The 18,593-nt window shown below is 68.0% G+C and carries 24 protein-coding genes; 14 read left to right on the top strand and 10 right to left on the bottom strand.

The window, feature by feature from the left end:
- Positions 1–59 precede the first annotated feature (59 nt).
- Entirely contained in the window at positions 60–989 is a 930-nt protein-coding gene (locus FGL98_RS10925) for an ABC transporter ATP-binding protein (RefSeq protein ID WP_146316799.1), read from the bottom strand.
- 137 nt (positions 990–1,126) lie between these two features.
- On the bottom strand, positions 1,127–1,597 hold the full coding sequence (locus tag FGL98_RS10920; protein ID WP_146316798.1) for a hypothetical protein: 471 nt from the start codon (positions 1,595–1,597) through the stop codon (positions 1,127–1,129).
- Positions 1,598–1,660: 63 nt separating this feature from the next.
- Here FGL98_RS10920 and FGL98_RS10915 point away from each other — a divergent pair, with 63 nt between their 5' ends.
- On the top strand, positions 1,661–2,836 hold the full coding sequence (locus tag FGL98_RS10915) for a cystathionine gamma-synthase (RefSeq protein WP_146316797.1): 1,176 nt from the start codon (positions 1,661–1,663) through the stop codon (positions 2,834–2,836).
- A complete protein-coding gene (locus FGL98_RS10910) occupies positions 2,833–3,168 on the top strand; it encodes a hypothetical protein (RefSeq protein WP_146316796.1) in 336 nt (111 codons plus the stop codon). The genes FGL98_RS10915 and FGL98_RS10910 overlap by 4 nt, the downstream gene beginning before the upstream one ends.
- An 81-nt stretch (positions 3,169–3,249) precedes the next feature.
- Here FGL98_RS10910 and greA read toward each other — a convergent pair whose 3' ends face one another.
- Both greA and FGL98_RS10900 read right to left on the bottom strand, forming a co-directional pair.
- Complete coding sequence (gene greA / locus FGL98_RS10905) at positions 3,250–3,750, bottom strand: transcription elongation factor GreA (protein ID WP_146316795.1); 501 nt, start codon at positions 3,748–3,750, stop codon at positions 3,250–3,252.
- Between the two features lie 115 nt (positions 3,751–3,865).
- Positions 3,866–4,228, bottom strand: coding sequence for a DUF4307 domain-containing protein (locus tag FGL98_RS10900; protein WP_146316794.1), 363 nt, complete (start codon positions 4,226–4,228; stop codon positions 3,866–3,868).
- Positions 4,229–4,278: 50 nt separating this feature from the next.
- Here FGL98_RS10900 and mca point away from each other — a divergent pair, with 50 nt between their 5' ends.
- Together mca and FGL98_RS10890 are read left to right on the top strand one after the other, a co-directional pair.
- Entirely contained in the window at positions 4,279–5,229 is a 951-nt protein-coding gene (gene mca / locus FGL98_RS10895; RefSeq protein WP_186526102.1) for a mycothiol conjugate amidase Mca, read from the top strand.
- On the top strand, positions 5,229–5,459 hold the full coding sequence (locus tag FGL98_RS10890) for a hypothetical protein (protein ID WP_146316793.1): 231 nt from the start codon (positions 5,229–5,231) through the stop codon (positions 5,457–5,459). The genes mca and FGL98_RS10890 overlap by 1 nt, the downstream gene beginning before the upstream one ends.
- 26 nt (positions 5,460–5,485) lie before the next feature.
- Here FGL98_RS10890 and trhA read toward each other — a convergent pair whose 3' ends face one another.
- The gene (gene trhA / locus FGL98_RS10885) at positions 5,486–6,190 is read right to left on the bottom strand and encodes a PAQR family membrane homeostasis protein TrhA (protein WP_425460993.1); all 705 of its coding nucleotides are present in this window, start codon (positions 6,188–6,190) and stop codon (positions 5,486–5,488) included.
- A 113-nt stretch (positions 6,191–6,303) separates the two neighbouring features.
- Here trhA and FGL98_RS10880 point away from each other — a divergent pair, with 113 nt between their 5' ends.
- The 6 genes from FGL98_RS10880 to phoH2 all read left to right on the top strand — a co-directional run bounded on the left by FGL98_RS10880 (position 6,304) and on the right by phoH2 (position 10,920).
- Entirely contained in the window at positions 6,304–7,068 is a 765-nt protein-coding gene (locus FGL98_RS10880; RefSeq protein WP_146316792.1) for an isoprenyl transferase, read from the top strand.
- 70 nt (positions 7,069–7,138) lie between these two features.
- A complete protein-coding gene (locus FGL98_RS10875) occupies positions 7,139–7,645 on the top strand; it encodes a sigma-70 family RNA polymerase sigma factor (RefSeq protein ID WP_146316791.1) in 507 nt (168 codons plus the stop codon).
- Complete coding sequence (locus FGL98_RS10870; protein ID WP_146316790.1) at positions 7,642–8,310, top strand: anti-sigma factor family protein; 669 nt, start codon at positions 7,642–7,644, stop codon at positions 8,308–8,310. Before FGL98_RS10875 ends, FGL98_RS10870 begins: the two co-directional genes overlap by 4 nt.
- Positions 8,311–8,352: 42 nt before the next feature.
- The gene (locus FGL98_RS10865; RefSeq protein ID WP_146316789.1) at positions 8,353–8,892 is read left to right on the top strand and encodes a COG4315 family predicted lipoprotein; all 540 of its coding nucleotides are present in this window, start codon (positions 8,353–8,355) and stop codon (positions 8,890–8,892) included.
- Positions 8,892–9,353: a hypothetical protein gene (locus FGL98_RS10860; protein WP_146316788.1), complete on the top strand. Its 462-nt coding sequence runs from the start codon at positions 8,892–8,894 to the stop codon at positions 9,351–9,353. Before FGL98_RS10865 ends, FGL98_RS10860 begins: the two co-directional genes overlap by 1 nt.
- A 238-nt stretch (positions 9,354–9,591) precedes the next feature.
- The gene (phoH2, locus tag FGL98_RS10855; protein ID WP_146316787.1) at positions 9,592–10,920 is read left to right on the top strand and encodes an RNA 5'-3' helicase PhoH2; all 1,329 of its coding nucleotides are present in this window, start codon (positions 9,592–9,594) and stop codon (positions 10,918–10,920) included.
- 32 nt (positions 10,921–10,952) lie between these two features.
- Here the strand turns inward: phoH2 and FGL98_RS10850 are convergent, their stop codons facing one another.
- Positions 10,953–11,555 (bottom strand): TetR/AcrR family transcriptional regulator, encoded by a 603-nt coding sequence (locus FGL98_RS10850; protein WP_146316786.1) that lies wholly within the window; start codon positions 11,553–11,555, stop codon positions 10,953–10,955.
- Between the two features lie 400 nt (positions 11,556–11,955).
- Here FGL98_RS10850 and FGL98_RS10845 point away from each other — a divergent pair, with 400 nt between their 5' ends.
- Both FGL98_RS10845 and FGL98_RS10840 read left to right on the top strand, forming a co-directional pair.
- Complete coding sequence (locus tag FGL98_RS10845; RefSeq protein WP_146316785.1) at positions 11,956–12,780, top strand: aggregation-promoting factor C-terminal-like domain-containing protein; 825 nt, start codon at positions 11,956–11,958, stop codon at positions 12,778–12,780.
- Positions 12,781–12,899: 119 nt separating this feature from the next.
- Positions 12,900–13,418 carry a DUF6069 family protein gene (locus tag FGL98_RS10840; RefSeq protein WP_342779966.1) on the top strand — a complete coding sequence of 173 codons (519 nt, stop codon included), beginning with the start codon at positions 12,900–12,902 and terminating at the stop codon, positions 13,416–13,418.
- Here FGL98_RS10840 and FGL98_RS10835 read toward each other — a convergent pair.
- Positions 13,405–14,310: an SDR family oxidoreductase gene (locus FGL98_RS10835; protein WP_146316783.1), complete on the bottom strand. Its 906-nt coding sequence runs from the start codon at positions 14,308–14,310 to the stop codon at positions 13,405–13,407. The two genes, FGL98_RS10840 and FGL98_RS10835, sit on opposite strands and share 14 nt — an antisense overlap.
- A gap of 109 nt (positions 14,311–14,419) precedes the next feature.
- Here FGL98_RS10835 and FGL98_RS10830 point away from each other — a divergent pair, with 109 nt between their 5' ends.
- Entirely contained in the window at positions 14,420–15,367 is a 948-nt protein-coding gene (locus FGL98_RS10830) for an AraC family transcriptional regulator (protein ID WP_186526101.1), read from the top strand.
- Positions 15,368–15,423: 56 nt separating this feature from the next.
- Here FGL98_RS10830 and FGL98_RS10825 read toward each other — a convergent pair whose 3' ends face one another.
- The 3 genes from FGL98_RS10825 to FGL98_RS10815 form a co-directional block, all read right to left on the bottom strand.
- Positions 15,424–16,059 carry an HD domain-containing protein gene (locus FGL98_RS10825; RefSeq protein ID WP_146316781.1) on the bottom strand — a complete coding sequence of 212 codons (636 nt, stop codon included), beginning with the start codon at positions 16,057–16,059 and terminating at the stop codon, positions 15,424–15,426.
- 75 nt (positions 16,060–16,134) lie between these two features.
- Positions 16,135–17,427 carry an RNA polymerase sigma factor gene (locus tag FGL98_RS10820; RefSeq protein ID WP_146316780.1) on the bottom strand — a complete coding sequence of 431 codons (1,293 nt, stop codon included), beginning with the start codon at positions 17,425–17,427 and terminating at the stop codon, positions 16,135–16,137.
- Positions 17,428–17,450: 23 nt separating this feature from the next.
- Complete coding sequence (locus FGL98_RS10815) at positions 17,451–17,825, bottom strand: YciI family protein (RefSeq protein ID WP_146316779.1); 375 nt, start codon at positions 17,823–17,825, stop codon at positions 17,451–17,453.
- A gap of 288 nt (positions 17,826–18,113) precedes the next feature.
- On the opposite strand from FGL98_RS10815, the gene FGL98_RS10810 reads away from it, so the two are divergent.
- Positions 18,114–18,521, top strand: coding sequence for a hypothetical protein (locus FGL98_RS10810; protein ID WP_146316778.1), 408 nt, complete (start codon positions 18,114–18,116; stop codon positions 18,519–18,521).
- Positions 18,522–18,593 lie beyond the last annotated feature (72 nt).

The raw sequence follows: 18,593 nt of genomic DNA, 5'->3' as shown, positions 1-18,593 counted from the left end.
GGGGTCCTCGCAAAGTATCGAAGCGAGCTGGCGAGCGGAGAACTTTGTGGGGCTGCTTTTCATGCTGCGTCCTGGGATGTAGTGGTGGATATGGCGTGGTACTCGACCGCGTCCTTGGTCATGTCCATGTAGGCCTCCTCGAGGGAGGCGCGCAGTGGCGTCAGCTCGTGCAGCACGGCGCCGTGCTGCGAGGCGAGCTCGCCAATTCGTGGCGCCGGCAGTCCTTGCACCTCCAGCACCCCGGTCTCCTCGCTGGACACCTTGACGTGCGGGCCGGCGAGGGCTCTGGTCAGGGCATCCGGGTCGGGAGTGCGCACCCGCACCCGGTCGGCGCCGACCGACGCGATCAGCTCCTCCAGGGACATGTCCGCGATCAGCCGCCCGTGTCCGATGATGATCAGCTGGTCGGCGGTCATTGCCATCTCACTCATCAGGTGGCTGGACAGGAAGACCGTGCGTCCCTCGGAGCACAGATTGCGCAGCAGGTCACGAACCCATCGAACCCCTTCCGGGTCGAGCCCATTCACCGGCTCGTCCAGAATCACGGTGCGGGGATCTCCGAGGAGGGCGCAGGCGATTCCCAGGCGCTGTCCCATGCCGAGTGAGAAGCCGCCGGTGCGCTTGCGGGCGACTTCGCCGAGGCCGACCAGGTCGATCACCTCCTGCACCCGCTGGTTCGAGATGCCGTGGGTCGCGGCGAGCGCGCGCAGGTGGTTGTACGCAGTTCGCGACGTGTGCATCGCCCGCGCCTCCAGCAGCGCCCCGACCTCGGCCATCGGCCGCGGGTGATCGGCGTACGCCTTGCCGTTGACGGTCACCCAGCCGGAGGTGGGGCGGTCCAGACCAAGGATCAGCCGCATGGTCGTGGACTTGCCGGCGCCGTTCGGGCCGAGGAATCCGGTCACCTTGCCCGGCTCGACGGTGAAGGTGAGGGAGTCGACCGCGACCTTGTCACCATACGTCTTGGACAGCTGATTGGCCTCGATCATGTCCGAAATCCGATCTGTAGTGGGGGGTACTGCTGACACTACGACCGAGGTGATGGCCTGTCGTCGGCCCTGTGGGGCAACTTCCGCGGCGGTGTGTCATCCATTCGATGTACGACAGCTGCCGGCGCCGCCCGCGGTCAGAGCCGGGTGAGGTGCTTGTCGAGCAGGTCGGTGATGCCCGGGCGGTCGTCGGCGGTCACCGCGGACAGCGGGATGAGCATGCCGCGGCTCGCGAGCCGACCCCGTTTGCGCACCAGCACGATGTCGGTGGAGGTCGCGCGCCAGTGCGTGAAGGTGTCCCACGGCAGCGCGAACTTGTCCGGTGTCCGACCGGACAGCCCGGTGCCGCTCAGTGCGATCGACACTTTGGTGCCGCCGCGAGCGATGCTGTGTCGCGTGCGATTCCACACCGACACCGGCACGACGGCCATGAGGACGACCAGCACCCCGGCGACGAGCCACGCGGCCTGGGTGAGGCAGAAGATGAGCAGGATAAGGGCGAGGATCAAGAAGAGCCCCATCGTCACCCCGCGCACGGCCCGCAGCAACGCCCAGGCCTCCCTGCCGGGGTCGCGCGTCCAGGTGATCCGGTAGGTGGTGTGCTCCATGGCATGACCCTACGACGTCGACGTCGTAGATGCGGCTTGGTGGGGGATGGCTAGCCTGTATCCATGACGCAGCCTACGAACCCCGGTTTCTCCACTCGAGCCATCCACGCGGGCCAGGAGCCTGATCCGCGCACCGGAGCCGTCGTGCCGGCGATCTACCAGACCTCGACCTACAAGCAAGATGGCGTCGGAGGCATGCGGGAGGGTTATGAGTACTCGCGCTCGGCCAACCCCACGCGCACCGCCTTGGAGCAGTGCATTGCCGAGCTCGAAGGAGGGGCAAAGGGTTTCGCCTTCTCCTCGGGCCTCGCGGCAGAGGACACCGTCATCCGTTCCTTGCTGCACCCGGGCGACCACATGATCGTGCCGACCGATGCCTACGGTGGCACGTTCCGCCTCATCGACAAGGTTCAGAAGCGCTGGGGGATCGACTACAGCCTGGCCAAGGTCTCGCAGCCGGACGCCATCCGCGGTGAGATCCGGCCGGGGGTCACCAAGATCGTGTGGATCGAGACGCCGACCAACCCGCTGCTGGGCATCGCCGACATCGCCGCCATCGCGCAGATCGCGCACGAGGCGGGTGCCCTGATGGTGGTCGACAACACGTTCGCGTCGCCCTACCTGCAGCAGCCGCTCGCGCTCGGCGCCGACATCGTGGTGCACTCCACGACGAAGTACTGCGGCGGGCACAGCGACGTGGTGGGCGGCGCCGTCGTGGTGTCCAAGAGCGTCGCGGTCCGGGAGTTCGCGGATGCCGCCGAGCGCATCGGCTTCCACCAGAACTCCATGGGTGCGATCAGTGGGCCGATGGACTCCTGGCTGGTGCTGCGCGGCCTCAAGACGCTCGCGGTGCGGATGGAGCAGCACTGCAGCAACGCGGAGCAGGTCGTGGAGTATCTGCAGGGCCGGGGCGACGTCACCCACATCCACTACCCGGGTCTGGACAGCCACCCCGGCCATGACGTCGCCGCGCGGCAGATGCGCCGCTTCGGTGGGATGGTGAGCTTCCAGCTCGAGGGCGGTGAGCAGCACGCCGTCGATGCGATCGGTCGCACAAAGATTTGGACTCTCGGCGAGTCGCTCGGGGGAGTCGAGTCGTTGATCGAGCATCCTGGACGTATGACACACGCCAGTGTTGCGGGCACCGAGCTGGAGGTGCCGGCGGACCTCATCCGGCTGTCGACCGGCATCGAGGACGTCCGCGACCTCATCGACGACCTTGGGCAGGCGCTGGGGTGAGCTTCTGGGTCGTCGTCGTGCTGGTCGCCGCCTGCCTGGGCGGGGTGATCTGGCTGCTGCATGACGTGATCGTGCAACGCTCGCAGTGGCAGGACCACACGCGGCAGATCGCCCAGATGCGCCAATGGGAGACGGCGCGGGTGGGCACCCCGTTCAACCAGGACGAGTCCGGCCCGCCGCAACTCTCCTCGCCGTATGCCGTGCCGTCCGGGACACCCGGTGCACCGCAGCTGCCGCCGCGCCCAGGGTCTGGTCACCTGCTCTGGATGGGGATCCTGATCGTGGTGGCGGCACTGATCCTGCTGGCCTACCTCGCGCAGGGCGCGGGCTGAAGCCGCACCAAGGCAACCACCTCGCCTGTAGCGAGACGGTGGTCCGGCGCAGGACCACCGTCTCGCCGTGCCGTGAGCGGGTCACGCGTAGGGCGTGGCCTCCAGCACCTTGACCTCGACCGTGTTGCCGTTGGGCGCGTTGTAGCTGGTGGTGTCGCCGATCTTCTTGCCGAGAATGGCCTGCCCGAGCGGTGACCGCTCGCTGTACACGTCGATCTCGGAGTCCTCGGCGATCTCTCGGTTGCCGAGCAGGAACTTCTCCTTGTCGCCGAACATCTCGACCGTCACGACCATGCCCGAGCTGACGGTGCCCGCAGCGGCCGCGGCGCCGGAGGCGTTCCCCACGACGGCGGTGCGCAGCAGTTCGTCCAGTTGGCGGATGCGGGCCTCCATCTTGCCCTGCTCCTCCTTGGCCGCGTGGTAGCCGCCGTTCTCCTTGAGGTCGCCCTCCTCGCGGGCATCCTCGATCCGCTGGGAGATCTCGCTCCGCCCCGCACCCTGAAGGTTCGCAAGCTCTGCCTTCAACCGGTCATAGGCCTCCGGGGTCAGGAAACTGGCCGATGAGTCGGCGGTACTGGTCACGACGTTCTCCTTGCTTTGGCGTGTCAAACAATCAGGCCCGGGCCACCGCATAGGATGCGCGTGTCAGGCCCAGACCTTGGTTGAACGCATCAGTCTAGCAAGACCTGCCCAGATGTCACTTGTAACTGCAGGAGTCCACGGTGCCGGTGACCGCCTTGGCCACCGTGTGCACGGTCCGGGTGTACCGGGTGGACGAGTAGGTGCTCGCCGGCAGGTCCACCGTCGTCTGGCCCACCTGCCCGTGCTGGAGGTCGAGCGCCTCCAGGGTGCACGTGACCGGCTTGCCGTTCTGGTGGATGACGTCGAACGTCACGTCGACGCGGGTGTTGCCGACGATGTTGAAGCCGGCGTCGGACCAGCTGACTCCTCGAGTCGAGGAGATGCCGAACCATACGGCGACGGCGCACCCGAGGAGAATGCCCACGGTGCCGATCACCCACCACTTGAGCTGCCCGGGTGCGGGGCGAGTGATCGTCATGGGATGAGAGGATAGGTCCCGTTGCTCAATGAACAGTGGTGAGGTGGCCTGTGACGGAAAGTCTGCGACTCATGGCGGTGCATGCGCACCCCGACGACGAGTCCAGCAAGGGTTCGGCGACGATGGCGAAATACGTTGCCGCCGGGCATCCGGTGATGGTCGTGACATGCACCGGTGGTGAGCGTGGTGACGTGCTGAATCCTCGCCTGAAGGACGACGCGCACATCCAGCGCAACCTGCCGCAGGTGCGGCGCGAGGAGATGGCCAAGGCCAGAGAGATCCTCGGCGTCGAGCAGACCTGGCTGGGATTTGTCGACTCCGGCCTGCCCGAGGGTGACCCGCTGCCGCCCCTGCCGGACGGGTGTTTCGCGCTGGAGCCGCTCGCGGTCGCGACCGAGGCCCTGGTGCGGGTGATCCGTGAGTTCCGGCCGCACGTCGTGACGACGTACGACGAGCACGGCGGCTACCCGCATCCGGACCACATCATGTGCCACGACGTGTCGATAGCGGCGTTCCGTGCCGCCGGTGACCCATCCCAGTTCCCGGACGCCGGCCGCCCCTGGGCGCCGCTCAAGCTCTACTACGACCGCGGCTTCTCCAAGGACAAGATGACCACGTTCCATCAGGCGTTGCTCGACATGCACCGTGAGTCGCCGTATGCCGACTGGCTGGCACGGTGGGAGAAGCGGCGCCAGGGTCGCATCACCACACGGGTGGAGTGCGCCGAATACTTCAGCAAGCGCGAGCAGGCGCTGCTGGCGCACGCGACACAGGTCGACCCGGACGGCACCTTCTTCACGCTGTCGCAGGCCGACCAGGCGCGAGTATGGCCCACGGAGGAGTTCGACCTGGTCGTCTCCTACGTGCCGGTGCCCGAGGGTGAGGATGACCTGTTCGCGGGGCTGCCGGACGCCGCGGACGCCGATGAGCTGGCCACCTCGAAGCTGCCGGACGTGGTCATCGACGACGTCGTCGAGCGGTCCGCGGCGGAGGCGGGCTGATGGGCGGCAACGAGAGCACCGCGGTCACCGCGGGACTCGCAGGATTCGTGGTGCTGTTCGCGCTCGCCGTGGCCTGTATCTTCCTCTTTCGCAGCATGAACAGTCACCTGCGCAAGGTGCGCTGGCGCGAGGAGCGTGAGGAGCGTCAGCGGTCCGAGGCTGCGGAGGCGGCTGCCGGCCCTGACGACCAGGCTGGGCCTGTCGACGGCGGGGCCACACCGCAGGACTGAGCGCGCGGCGGTGCTGTCGGCGCCGATCAGGCGTGGCCGGGCACCTGATAGATCGCCATGGACGCCGCCACATAGTGCGCCGCAAAGGCCAGCACCGTGCAGGCGTGGAAGACCTCGTGGAACCCGAACCAGCGCGGTGAGGGGTTGGGCCGCTTGGTGCCGTAGACGACCGCGCCGAGGGTGTAGAGCCCGCCACCGACCGCGATGAGCGTGACCACGGCAACGCCGCCGGTGTGCAGCAGCGGGCCGAAGTAGAAGATCGCGACCCAGCCGAGTGCGACATACACCGGTGTATAGAGCCAGCGGGGTGCGTTCACCCAGAAGACGCGGAACAGCACGCCGGCAAGGGCGCCGCCCCAGACGATCAGCAGCAGGTGGGTCGCCTGCGAGCGAGAGAGCAGGGTGAGCGCGAAGGGTGTGTAGGTGCCCGCGATCACCAGGAAGATGTTGGAGTGGTCCATCCGCTTCAGCGTCGCCTCGACGCGCGGGTTCCAGCGACCACGGTGGTAGACCGCGGAGGTGCCGAAGAGCACGGCGGTGCTGAGCGCAAAGACGGTCGCGCCGATCTTGCCCTTCACGCTGGGGGCCAGACAGATCAGGACAATCCCTGCGGCGACGGCCAGGGGGCACATCACCGCGTGCAGCCAGCCTCGCAGCTTCGGCTTCACCAGGCGCAACAGGTCGGCCGCGTCCTGCTGGACCTGACCGGCGCTCGCGTTGAAGGAGTCAATCACCCCGCCGAGTTTAACTTACTTTTCCGTAAGTTGCTCTGTGCGTCTGGTTGCATCGGCACAGGCGATATCCTGGCGACGACAACGGACGAGATGGCTGTAGGGGTGCGCGAATGCGCGGAGTGAGTGATCTGCTGTATGGCGTCTACGAACGCCATCTTGCATCCTCCCTTCCCACCGAGCGCCTGCCCCGACACGTCGGGGTCATGCTCGACGGCAACCGTCGCTGGGCGCGCGCTCGCGGCGCGGACACCGCGTCCGGTCACCAGGCGGGGGCGGACAACATCGAGCCGCTGCTGACCTGGTGCGAGGAGGTAGGCGTCGAGGTCGTCACGCTGTGGCTGTTGTCGACCGACAACCTGGACCGACCCGCGAGCGAGCTGACTCCACTGCTGTCGATCATCGAGGGAGTCGTCGGCGATCTCGCCGGCCGCAGCCGTTGGCGGCTCAACCCCGTGGGGGCGCTCGACCTGCTGCCGGTGCAGACCTCGCAGGCGCTCAAGCAGGCGGCCGACGACACCCGGGAGGTCTCCGGGATGATCGTCAATGTGGCGGTCGGCTACGGCGGACGGCAGGAGATAGCCGACGCGGTGCGCGCGATGCTGCTGGAGCATGCGGTGCGCGGCACCTCCCTGGAAGCCCTTGCCGAGACGGTCGACGTGGAGCAGATCACCGACCACCTCTACACCAAGGGCCAGCCCGACCCGGACCTGGTGATCCGGACCTCCGGTGAGCAGCGGCTCGGCGGCTTCCTGTTGTGGCAGAGCGCGCACTCCGAGTTCTACTTCTGTGAGGCCTACTGGCCCGACTTCCGGCGGGTGGACTTCCTGCGCGCGCTTCGTGCGTATGCCGAGCGCGAGCGGCGCTTCGGCTCCTGAGCGGCAACGTGCGCGGTGGTTGAACCGAACAGGAGCAAGCTGCGTATGAGGTGGTGTGGAGTCGGAGCGGGTGAGCGAGGACGAGGCACTGCTGCGGGCTCTCTTCGACGAGCACGGGCACGCCTTGTGGGCGTTCGTCGTGCCGCTGACCGGCGGTGACCCGACACGGGCGCAGGATGTGGTGCAGGAGACCATGCTTCGGGCCTGGCGCACCCCGGAGATCCTCGAGCAGCGGCGCGGTTCAGTGCGCTCGTGGCTGTTCACCGTCGCTCGACGGATCGTGATCGACGAATGGCGCCGACGCGACCGTCGACAGGACGTGCCGCTGGCGGACGCACCCGAGGACGGGTATGCCGACCAGGTGGACGCGCTGCTCGACGCCGTCGTCGTGTCGGAGGCCCTGTCGCGGCTCACTGCAGATCACCGCGCGGTGCTCGACCTGTGCTACTACCGGCGATACACGACCGGTGAGGCTGCCGTCCGTCTCGGGGTGCCCGAGGGCACGGTGAAGTCCCGTGCGCACTACGCGTTGCGTGCCCTTCGACTGGCGCTGCAGGAGATGGGAGTTCAGACGTGACACATCTGTCGCCGGACCCGTTCGCCACCTACGACGCCGCCTATGTGATGGGCGCGCTCTCCGACGCGGATCAGACCGCGTTCGAGGAGCACCTGGGGCGCTGCCCGGACTGTCGCAATGCCGTGCAGCAGCTCATGCCGATGCGTGGTCTGTTGCAGAAGGTGCCGGGTCTGCCGGACAACGAGGCACAGCAGCTGCCGCCCATGCCGCAGACCGTCCTGCCGGCGATGCTGCGAAGCGTACGGCGCCGCCACCTGCGTCGGCGATGGTTGGCAGGGCTCGCGGCGGCCGCCGCGGTGGTGTGCCTGGTCGCGGGCACCGCTGCGGTCGTGGGGCACCCATCCAACGGCACCGCACCGGGGCAGTCGGTGGCGTTGAGCACGACTGCCGCTGCCCCGCTGCAGGCCACCTTGCGCATCGAGACCAAGTCGTGGGGCAGCGAGCTGCAGATGCACTGCCGGTATGTCGGTTCGGCGACCTGGTCGGGAGCGACCTACGAGCTGGTGGTGGTGCCCAAGGCCGGTGGCAGGACCCAGACGGTGGCCCGCTGGACGGCGCACCCCGGCAAGGAAGCCGTCGTCACGGGCAGCACGAACCTGACGCCCACCCAGATATCCGAGGTGCGGGTGGAGGGTCCGGGCGGCAACGTCCTGCTGCACTCCTGACTCGGACTGAACCATTCGACGGCCTCACGCGTATGCCCAGCTATGAGACATGACAAGATCATTCGTGGCCTTTCCGGACCGTTGAGTGTTGCGGTTGCCGGCCTTGCGATGGCCGGTCTGGCGGCGTGCGGGAGCGGTGGGGGAGGCAGTGGGTCGACGAGCGCCAGGACGGCTGCCTCCGGTGCCCTGCTGCATACGAGCACGATCTCGGTCGGGACCGTGCTGGTCGATCGCAGCGGTCGCACGATCTATGACTTTGCCGGAGACGCCGGGAGCACCTCGAAGTGCACCGGCGCATGTGCTGCCAACTGGCCACCGGTGCCCGCGCCGTCGTCGATCCCGTCCAAGGTGGCCGGCGTCAGTGCGAAGCTCGGGGTCACGACAAGGTCCGGCGGCACTCGGCAGCTGACCGTGGGCGGGCACCCGGTCTACACCTACGTCGGGGACACGAAGGCGGGCCAGGCCAATGGGCAGGGCAAGGTGCTCAACGGTGGTCTGTGGACAGTGGTGTCGCCTGCCGGTAGCCCGGTCCGCGGCTCTGGGTCGACGCCGTCATCGACCGGCAAGGGATACGGCTACTGATGACGGTCCTCGGTGCGAGGGGGCGGGCCGCGGGGCCCTGGTCGCGAGACCGGTTCGCGATCCGGCTGCTCGCGGTGCTGGTCGCGGCGGGGTTGGGCATCGATGCGGTGGTCCATCTGAGTGATGCCGGCCTGTATGCCGTGCCGGGCGGAGGTCTGCTCACCGAGTCGCACCTGTTCCTCGCGCAGTCCGTCGTTGCCTTCGTGGTGGCGATCCTGGTGCTCGTGCGGCCGGGGGTCGCGACCTTCACGGCCGCCGTCCTGGTGACCGCGACGGCCGCTGCCGCCGTCTTCATCTACACCTATGTCGACGTCGGGGCCATCGGTCCGCTGCCCGACCTCTACGAGCCCACCTGGGCGCTGCCGGGCAAGCGGATATCTGCCGCGGCCGAGGTGTGCGGTGCGCTGTTGGCGGCAGGGGGTCTCGTGCTGTGTGCCCGACGCCGGCATCCGCAACGATGAACAGTTCGCAAACATCGAGATCATCGGCGCGTCAGGATGCGAGCGGCCGGCCTTGGACCTACCGTCAGACATGACGCGAGAGCACCCGCCCTCACGTTCGGGAAGGTCCATCGAGATGCAGCGACCACTGCTGCGGACGGAGGGCCGGCACCGGCTCGATGTCCACTCGCGGACCGGTCCCGGCATTCCATCCGCGCAAAGCCGCTAGGCGAAATCGCCCGCGGCGAGGGAGTCGGCCATGGCATCTGCTCGCAACCAGAACCACCGGACCTACGTGCTCGACACGTCCGTTCTCCTGTCGGATCCGCGGGCCATGACCCGCTTTGCGGAGCATGAGGTGGTGCTCCCCATCGTTGTCGTGACGGAGCTGGAGGCCAAGCGTCACCATCCCGAGCTCGGCTACTTCGCCCGCACCGCGCTGCGACTCCTGGACGACCTGCGCAGCTCTGGCGGCCGGCTCGACGCGCCCGTCGACATCGGTGACGGTGGCACCCTTCGGGTCGAGCTCAACCATACGGACCCCACCTCCCTGCCCGCCGGCTTTCGACTGGGAGACAACGACACTCGCATCCTGGCCGTGGCCCGGAACCTCGCCAACGAGGGCCATGACGTCACGGTCGTGAGCAAGGATCTGCCGATGCGGATCAAGGCATCCGCGGTGGGCCTGAAGGCGGACGAATACCGCGCGGAGCAGTCCGTCGACTCCGGCTGGACCGGGATGACGGAGTTGGACACGACGACCGAGCAGATCGACACGCTCTTCGCCGATGGGCGACTCGAGCTGGAGTCGGCAGCCGAGCTGCCCTGCCACACCGGGGTGGTGCTCCTCGGCCCTGGCGGCAGCGCGCTCGGCCGAGTGATGCCGGACAAGGCGGTGCGGCTGGTGCGCGGCGATCGCGATGCGTTCGGCCTGCACGGGCGGTCGGCCGAGCAGCGCATCGCGCTGGACATGCTGCTGGACCCGGACATCGGCATCGTCAGTCTCGGCGGGCGGGCGGGCACCGGCAAGTCGGCGCTCGCCCTGTGCGCCGGCCTGGAAGCGGTGATGGAGCGGCATCAGCATCGCCGGGTCATCGTTTTCCGGCCGCTGTATGCCGTGGGCGGCCAGGAGCTGGGATACCTGCCGGGTAGCGAGGGGGAGAAGATGGGGCCCTGGGCGCAGGCGGTGCATGACACGCTCGGTGCGCTGGTCTCCCGCGAGGTGGTCGAGGAGGTGTTCGACCGGGACCTGATCGAGGTGCTGCCCCTGACCCACATCCGCGGGCGCTCGTTGCACGACGCGTTCGTCATCGTCGACGAGGCCCAGTCGCTCGAGCGCAATGTGCTGCTGACGGTGCTGTCGCGGATCGGGCAGAACTCCCGCGTCGTGCTCACCCACGATGTCGGGCAGCGCGACAACCTGCGGGTCGGGCGGCACGACGGTGTGGCCGCCGTGATCGAGCGGCTGAAGGGGCACCCGCTGTTCAGCCACATCACTCTGCACCGTTCCGAGCGCAGTCCGATCGCGGCCCTGGTCACCGAGATGCTCGAGGGCGTCGACCTGCTGGAGCCCGTCGCCGAGAGCTGAGGGCATGCCGGAGGCACCGTTCGGCGACAGCGTCAGCGGCGGCACGATGGCGTGATCGGTCGATCCACACTGCCGAGCACTGTCGCGACCGCCTCCTGGGCGAACCGGTCGTCGACCGGAAGGCCGCGGAAGACCACTCGCACCCAGGCCGCACCGACCAGCAGATCGACCAGCAGCATCGGGTCGACCGACGGATCCAGCTCACCCCGTCGCACGGCGCGGTCGAAGACTGCGCGCTCACGGGCAAGACGGTCCGCGAAGAAGTCGTGCGCGTAACCGGCGAGATCGCGACTGTGCGTGACTGCGCCGAGCGTGGAGATGGCGATCTCCGCGGCCGGCGGGGTCGCCAACAGCACGCAGATCGTGTGCATCAACTCCTCCAGGTCGCCGCGCAGGCTCCCCGTGTCGGGCGGTCGTAGGTCCAGGTCACGGGCACCCAGGAGAGCCTCGCCGAGCAGGGCGCCCTTGCCGGGCCACCACCGGTAGATGGTCGTCTTGTTCACCCCGGATCGTGCCGCCACGCCCTCGATCGTCAGCCCCGCATACCCCTGCTCGCGCAGCAGCTCGAGCGTCGCGGCGAAGATCTCGTGCACCTTGCGGGGTGTGCCTCGGCGGGCACCGGGCGCGGTCTCCATGCATCGAGAGTATCGATAAATACACCGCAACGATGCGTTGTGATACATGCAGGTGCACTGACCTCGACCGTGGGGGCCGGCCGAACGCCAGGCGGCGCGCGGGCCTGGTCTGCCACCTGGGGCGGATGGTACTCATGGGGCCACTCCGCGCGGGACCCTTTATTCCTGCTGCAATTCGGACTCGGTACCCTTGATTTTCGGCGGCAGCCCGGCATTGACACCCGGAATCAGTGGTGTCTCGACTTGACCTCCTCTGCCGGGTGCGGCAGACTCTGGCGGGTTATCTCATTTTGGTAACGCCGGGGGCGTGACCCGAGATGATGCGAAGCGCTGCACGCGATGGTCGTCAGGTCCATTGCGTAGCTGCGTTCTCAGGTTCGTCAACGAAAGGCTCGACTTGATGTCACGCCCCACTGGCCGTCATCGCGTGCGCCGTGAATCCGGCCGACGCGCACTGCGCAGGCCCGCCGTTGTCGCAACGGCAGCGATCTCGGCCGTGTCCGTCTCCGCCGCCGGCTACGCCACGGCGTCCGGCTCACTCACCAGTAGTGCCTCCAGCGTCAGCATGCGGACGGGCAACCAGCAGGCCAATGGCGCCGCGCTCGGTGCCGCCGATGCCGGTGTTGCCGCCGACGCGGCCGCCCAGCTGAACGCCCAGAACTCCGCCGTCGCCGCCCGAGCCGCCGCGCAGGGCAAGACCAAGTCGTTGCTCGCCAAGCAGCGTGCACAGGCCGCCGCGCTGCGCACCAGGGCCGACAAGTCGGCCGCCGCCAAGCGCGGCAGCGTCGCCAGGGCGAAATCGGCCGCCGCGGCCAAGGCGAAGGCTGCCGCCGCGGCCAAGGCCGAGGCGAAGCGAACTCGCGACACCCAGACCGTCTCGCGCGGCGGTGCCCGTCCGCCGGCAAACCAGACCCGGGCCTACGGCGGAAGCCCGCAGGCGATCGCATCGTCCATGCTCTCGTCGTACGGCTGGGGGCAGGACCAGATGGGCTGCCTGACCAGCCTGTGGAACAAGGAGTCGGGCTGGAACGTCTCCGCCAGCAACGGCGGGTCCGGCGCCTACGGCATCCCGCAGTCGCTGCCTGGCTCGAAGATGGCCAGCGCCGGCGCCGACTGGCGCACCAACCCTGCCACGCAGATCCGCTGGGGCCTTGGTTACATCCAGTCGGTCTACGGCTCGCCCTGCAGCGCCTGGGGCCACTCGCAGGCCACCAACTGGTACTGATCCACCACTGAACGCACCACCGCCAAACGGGTGATCCACGCTCGGGCCACCCGTTTGACGCGTCTGTCCACGGTGTCGACTGAGGCGACCTTCAGGAGCCTCGGGTTACGTTTTCGGGCGTGCTTCTTCGTGCTGCCACTGCTCTTCGGGTGGACTTGTCCCCATCACACCGCATCCCCGCCCTATCCCGGCTCATCGTCGCGACCGTGGCTGCGGTCGCGGGATCCTTGATCGCGGATGCGATCCTGGTGCGGATTGGCACGGCACTGTTCCCGACCACGCGGGGATACGGGCACTTCCAGTTTGGTGACTACGCACAGCTCACCGTCATCGGGGTTCTCATCGCGTGTATCGCCTGGCCCATCACCACCCGAATCAGCACCGCGCCTCGGTGGTTGTTCACTCGGATGGCGTACCTGGTGACGCTGGCGCTACTCCTGCCCGATGTGTGGCTCCTGATCAAGAACCAACCTGGCCTCGCGGTGGGCGTCCTGATGGTCATGCACCTGGCCATTGCCGTCGTCACCTATCTGGCATTGACTCGACTGGCGCCCACGCGTCAGCCACCCGGGCAGCGTCCGACGTCCCGAGTCGGCGATGATCTCACCGACGAGCCCGTGTCTTTCACGCGGCCGTAGTCGGCGAGCTCCCCGTGGCGCGCTCGGCCGCGGCATCGAGTGCCGTGTCGTTGGAACGCGGCCCGAAGTTCGCCCACGCCCAGGCGTCGTACTCGGGCTCCGAGGTGGAGTGCCGCATTCGCATCCGCTCGATCTGGTCGTCGCCGACCAGGTAGCGCAACTGCCCCGAGTGGTCGGTCGCCGCCTCGAGGATGACCTGCGCGACGTCGTCGGCGCTGGCCAATGCTCGGCCGGTGGCCATGCCGAAGGAGGCCAGTCGTTGGCCCACATAGTCCAGGTAGACCTCCGGGATCGCCCGGCCGGCGGCGGTCTCCTGGATCCGCTGTACGAAGCCGGTGGTCGGCACGAAGCCGGGCTCGATCACGCGCACCGAGATGCCTTGCGGAGCCAACTCGTAGCGGATCGCCTCGCTCAGGTTGTCCAGGGCGGCCTTGCTGGCGTTGTAGGCGGCCATCAAGGGCTCCGGCACGACGGCGGACCCGGCCGTGAGGTTGACGATGCTCCCGCCACCGCGGGCGCGCAGATGTGGGATGGCCTGGCGAATGAGAGTCATGGGTCCGAAGCAGTTGGTGTCGAACAGGAGCCGGACGTCCTTCGCTGTGGTGGTCTCGAAGGGGTGAAACATGCCGAAGCCGGCGATGTTCACGATCGTGTCGATGCCACCGAAGTGGGCGGCCGCGGTGTCGAGGGAGGCCTCGGTGGCCTCCGGGTCCGTGACATCGAGGGGGAGCACCAGCAGGCGGTCCGTCTGCTTGTCCCAGGTGTCGTGGAAGACCTCGACTGAAGACTCGAGCATCGTCGCCACCACGTGCCAGCCGGCGGCGTGGAACTGCGCCACGGCCGCCTTGCCGAAACCGGAGGAGCTACCGGTGAGGAAAACCGTCTTGGTCATGATGGAGTCCTTTCGTGGAGGTCTATACCTCTCGACTGTAGAAACCAGTGGCCGTACGATCTATAGCTCAGAATCCACACTTATCTATAGATCGTCCGCAAGGAGTGCGATGGATCCCCTGACGCAGCTGATCGAACTGCTCCGTCCGCGTTCCTTCCTCTGGAAGGAACTTGTCGGCACCGGCTCCTGGGAGTGGCTGTTTCCGGCGGACCGTGGAGTGGTCTTCGGGCGCGTGATCAGCGGACGCTGCCGTTTCGAGGTGCCGGGATCGGGGGAGCACGAGGTCGGGCCGGGCGACTACTTGCTGCTGACAAACCCGGCACCCTGGAGCCTGCGCGGCGGTGCGGGACACGCGCTCCCGGTGGACTTCGACACGGTATATGCCGCGATGAATGCCGATGACCCGGACCGGACGAACCTCGCGAGCCCGCCGATGGGCGAGCGGGCGGGTGCGGACGTGACCCGGATAGTTGCCGGCCACTTCGAGTTCGACCCGATCAACGCCTGGCTGCTCGCGTCACTGCTGTCGCCGGTCGTCCATCTGCCTGCCGTGCGGCGCGCAGAGCACGAGCTCCTGACCGGAGTGCTGCAGATGATCGATGCCGAGGCCTCGTCCGAGCGGCCCGGTCGACCGGCTGTGCTGTCCAGACTGCTGGAGATCATGCTGGTTGAGCTGCTGCGTACGCCGCAACTCGCCACGACCCGGCGCGGCATGCTGAGCGGGCTCTCCGACCCACCGATCGCCGCGGCTCTTCGTGCATTTCACGCCGATATCGACAAGCCCTGGTCGGTCGCCTCGATGGCGGCACAGGCGCATCTGTCGCGCTCTGCGTTCTCCGGCCGTTTCACCACCGTCGTCGGGCAGCCCCCGATGACCTACGCCCTGACCTGGCGGATGGCCATTGCACGCGACGCCCTGGTCACTGGCCACAAGAACGTCGAGCAGGTGGCGGCGGCGACCGGATACGGCTCGGCCAGCGCCTTCAGCATTGCCTTCTCCCGAACCGTCGGGGTCTCACCGGCACGCTACGCACGCGAAGCACTCGACGCAGAGTGACGGGAGGACATCATCCGCCGGCGGTCGCGACCTTGTCGATCAGGATCGGGCCCGGCTCACCGATCTGGATGGCTGTCGGGGTGGTCCATGGCAGGCCGCTCCAGCGGGTGATGGCTCATCTTGTGTGCCAGACCGCCGCTGACCAGTCGCTGGGCGGCGGTAGTGGGCTTGCGCGCCGCCTGATCCGTCACGCATGCCGTGAACTCCGCCGCCAGGGTCAGACGCGGGTAGGCGTCGAGCACCTCCTGCCGAAAGGGCAGCGGTAGCGCGTCCGGCCGGGCCCCCGAGATGTCAAGAGCGGTTGCCGCCTCCAGCAGGTAGCCCTCGATGTCCAGGGCCGGATCGACCGACGCCCAGTTGTGGCGGACGATGACTTCCAGGGCTCGCTGCTGCCGGTGGGCCGGCCATCCTGCTCCCGCGGTGAGTGCGACGGCGACGTGCCCGCCGGCCTCCTCATACGACAACGTGTGGTTGTCGAAAGCTGTGACGGTGCCGATGTCATGCAGCAGCGCTGCGACGTAAAGGAGCTCGTCGTCGGTGTGGGTCCTGCCCTCGAGGGCGGCGTAGGCCCGCGCCCAGAGCCATGATCGGATCACATGGTTCAACATCGCCGGCGTGTGATAGCCGGCGGCAAGCTCGGCCGCGGCAGTGGCCGCACGAGTCTCCGGTGGAGTGAAGTCCCGCAATCGCATACCGGTCAGTCTGACAGGACCGCGCCATTCTTCGTGCAGCCGAGTCGGTCGTGCGCTATGACCGCCTCGAGCGGATCAGCCCGGCTTCGCCGCATGTGTCAGGTTCAGCTCGGCCCGACGGTGCAGGACTGCACGCTCGCTCTCGTTTCGGGTACGCGCGGCCGCCTCGATGAACGCCTCGCCGGCCTGCGCGTGCAGCCCGGCCCGCTCGAGCAGATCTCCCCGCACGCTCGGCACGAGCGGTGAGTCGCGGAGCACACCCGAGCCGAGCTCCGCCAGCACGGCGAGCCCCGCATCCGGGCCGAACGCCCGCCCATGCGCGACGGCCCGGTTCACCTCGACGACCGGCCCCGGCGCGGCGTCCGCCAGCACGTCGTAGAGGTCCGCGATCCGGCCCCAGTCCGTGTCCTCCGCCCGCTCCGCACGAGCGTGCTGGGCGGCGATCGTGGCCTGCAGGAAGTACTTCCCGACCGGCTTCCCGCGCGCGGCGAGCAGATTGGCCTGCTGCAGGGCGGCCATCCCGCGTCTGATGAGCAGCCGGTCCCAGCGCGTGCGGTCCTGGGCCTCCAGCAGGACCGGCATGCCATACTCGTCGAGCCGGGCCGCCACCCGTGAGCCCTGGATCTCCAGCAGCGACTGCAGCCCGAGCACCTCGGGCTCCTCGGCAGCGAGTGCGGCCAGCATGCGCGCGAGCCGCATCGCCTCGTTCGCGAGGTCGGGGCGCATCCAGTGCGCACCCGAGGTGGCGGTGTAGCCCTCGTTGAAGATCAGGTAGATCACGGCCATGACGTCGTCGAGGCGCCTGGTCCGCTCCGGTCCCGTGGGCAGCTCGAACTCGGCATGGGCCTCGGACAGAGTCTTCTTTGCTCGCGAGATGCGCTGACCCATGGTGGATTCGGTGGTCAGGAAACCGCGGGCGATCTCGGTGGTGGTGAGTCCTCCGACCAGACGCAGCGTCAGCGCGACACGGGACTCGACGGTCAGGAGGGGATGGCAGGACAAGAAGATGAGCCGCAGGACGTCGTCCTCGATGTAGTCGACCTGGGCGTCGAGGTCGGGCATCTCCGCCACCTCCTCCCCACGGGCATGATCGAGCCCGGCGACCTTGCGGCGAAGGTTGTCGGCGCGCCGGAAGTGATCGATGCCGCGCCGCTTCGCGGTGGTCATCAGCCACGCGGTCGGGTTCTCGGGTACCCCGCCGCTGGGCCACTGCTCGAGCGCGGCCAGCAGTGCGTCCTGCGCGAGATCCTCGGCGAGGTCCACATCGCGGGTCATCCGGGTGAGGGCGCCGACGAGGCGGGCCGACTCGGCCCGCCACGCGGCAATGATGGCCCCGGTCGGGTCATCCGCACTCGTCGCTGCCTCCACGGTGCCAGGCTAGTCAGTCCCGTTCAGTCGCCGGGTGCCTCCGGGCCGGTGGAGATCTGGCGGAGGGTCGCGACCACGGTCGCCTCGGGCCAGTACTTCGCGTGCAGCTCGGCGAACTCCCGCTGATCTGCCACGGCCTCTTCCAGGGTGTCGTACTGCATGATGGCCCAGCCTCCGACGACCTCCTTCGCCTCGGCGTACGGACCGTCGACCCGACTGACCTCGCCCTGGCGGACCACGAAATTCACGGCGTCCTCGGTCCCGTACAGACCGCCGCCGTCCAGGAACACGCCCTTGGCGGCACGCTCGCCGATGTGAGCATCCATGGCGTCGAACAGCGCCTGTGGCGGCGTGCCAATGCCCTCTTCCATCCTCACGAATCCCATGAAACGCGGCATCTTGATCACTCCTACTGGTTGGTGGGGAGTTGCTTCTCGCATGTACGTCGAACGGCGGGCATGCTCTTCGACATCGACGATAGAAGTTCTTCACCCCGGGAGCCATCGCCGTCGCCTCGTCGAGATCGCAGTTTCCCGCCTTTCAACAGGGTGGAAGGGCGGAAAATTGCGATCTGGATGACGGGTAGCCCCGAAAACCGCGATCTCGACGCAACCGGTAGCCGGACGTTGCGAGTCCGAGGTGGTGTCGTGGTGCGGCACATCGCCTTCATCCCGTAGTTTGGTGGCATGTGGCTCGGGAAGCGGTGGAATGGGCTGACGTTTTGGTGCATTGCCGTGGTGTTTGCGGTTATCGGCGGCATTGTCGGCGCCAGCTGGGGCGGCAGTGAGGCGCCCACGTTCGACAACGAGGACAAGGGCGCAGTCCCGGCCAACTCCGCGTCCCACTTCCTATACAGCGTCTTCGGCGCCGTGCTGTTGGCGCTTGCGGTGCTTGCCGTCTTCGCCGCCGTCTGGTTGGTCATGTGGGCGCGCGCCCGCCGCGCGTCCGGGCCGAGCGACGACCCGGAAGAGATCGGCCACGACCGGATGTCCGTGGAAGACTTCGAGGGCCTGCTGCAGGACGACGGTGAGCCGCAGGCGGACGCTGCCTCGGACGAGGCCAACGTCTACGACCAGGACCGGGGCCAGGCGTAGGACGAGCGGAGAACTTCGTGGGGTGACTTGGCTTCGGGGTCCTCGCGAAGTATCGGAGCGAGGGACGAGCGG

This window comes from Leekyejoonella antrihumi, from assembly GCF_007845645.1.
GTDB lineage: Bacteria > Actinomycetota > Actinomycetes > Actinomycetales > Dermatophilaceae > Leekyejoonella > Leekyejoonella antrihumi.
The sequence above is the reverse complement of the archived record's forward strand: the minus strand, read 5'-3'. Positions and strand labels throughout refer to the sequence as shown.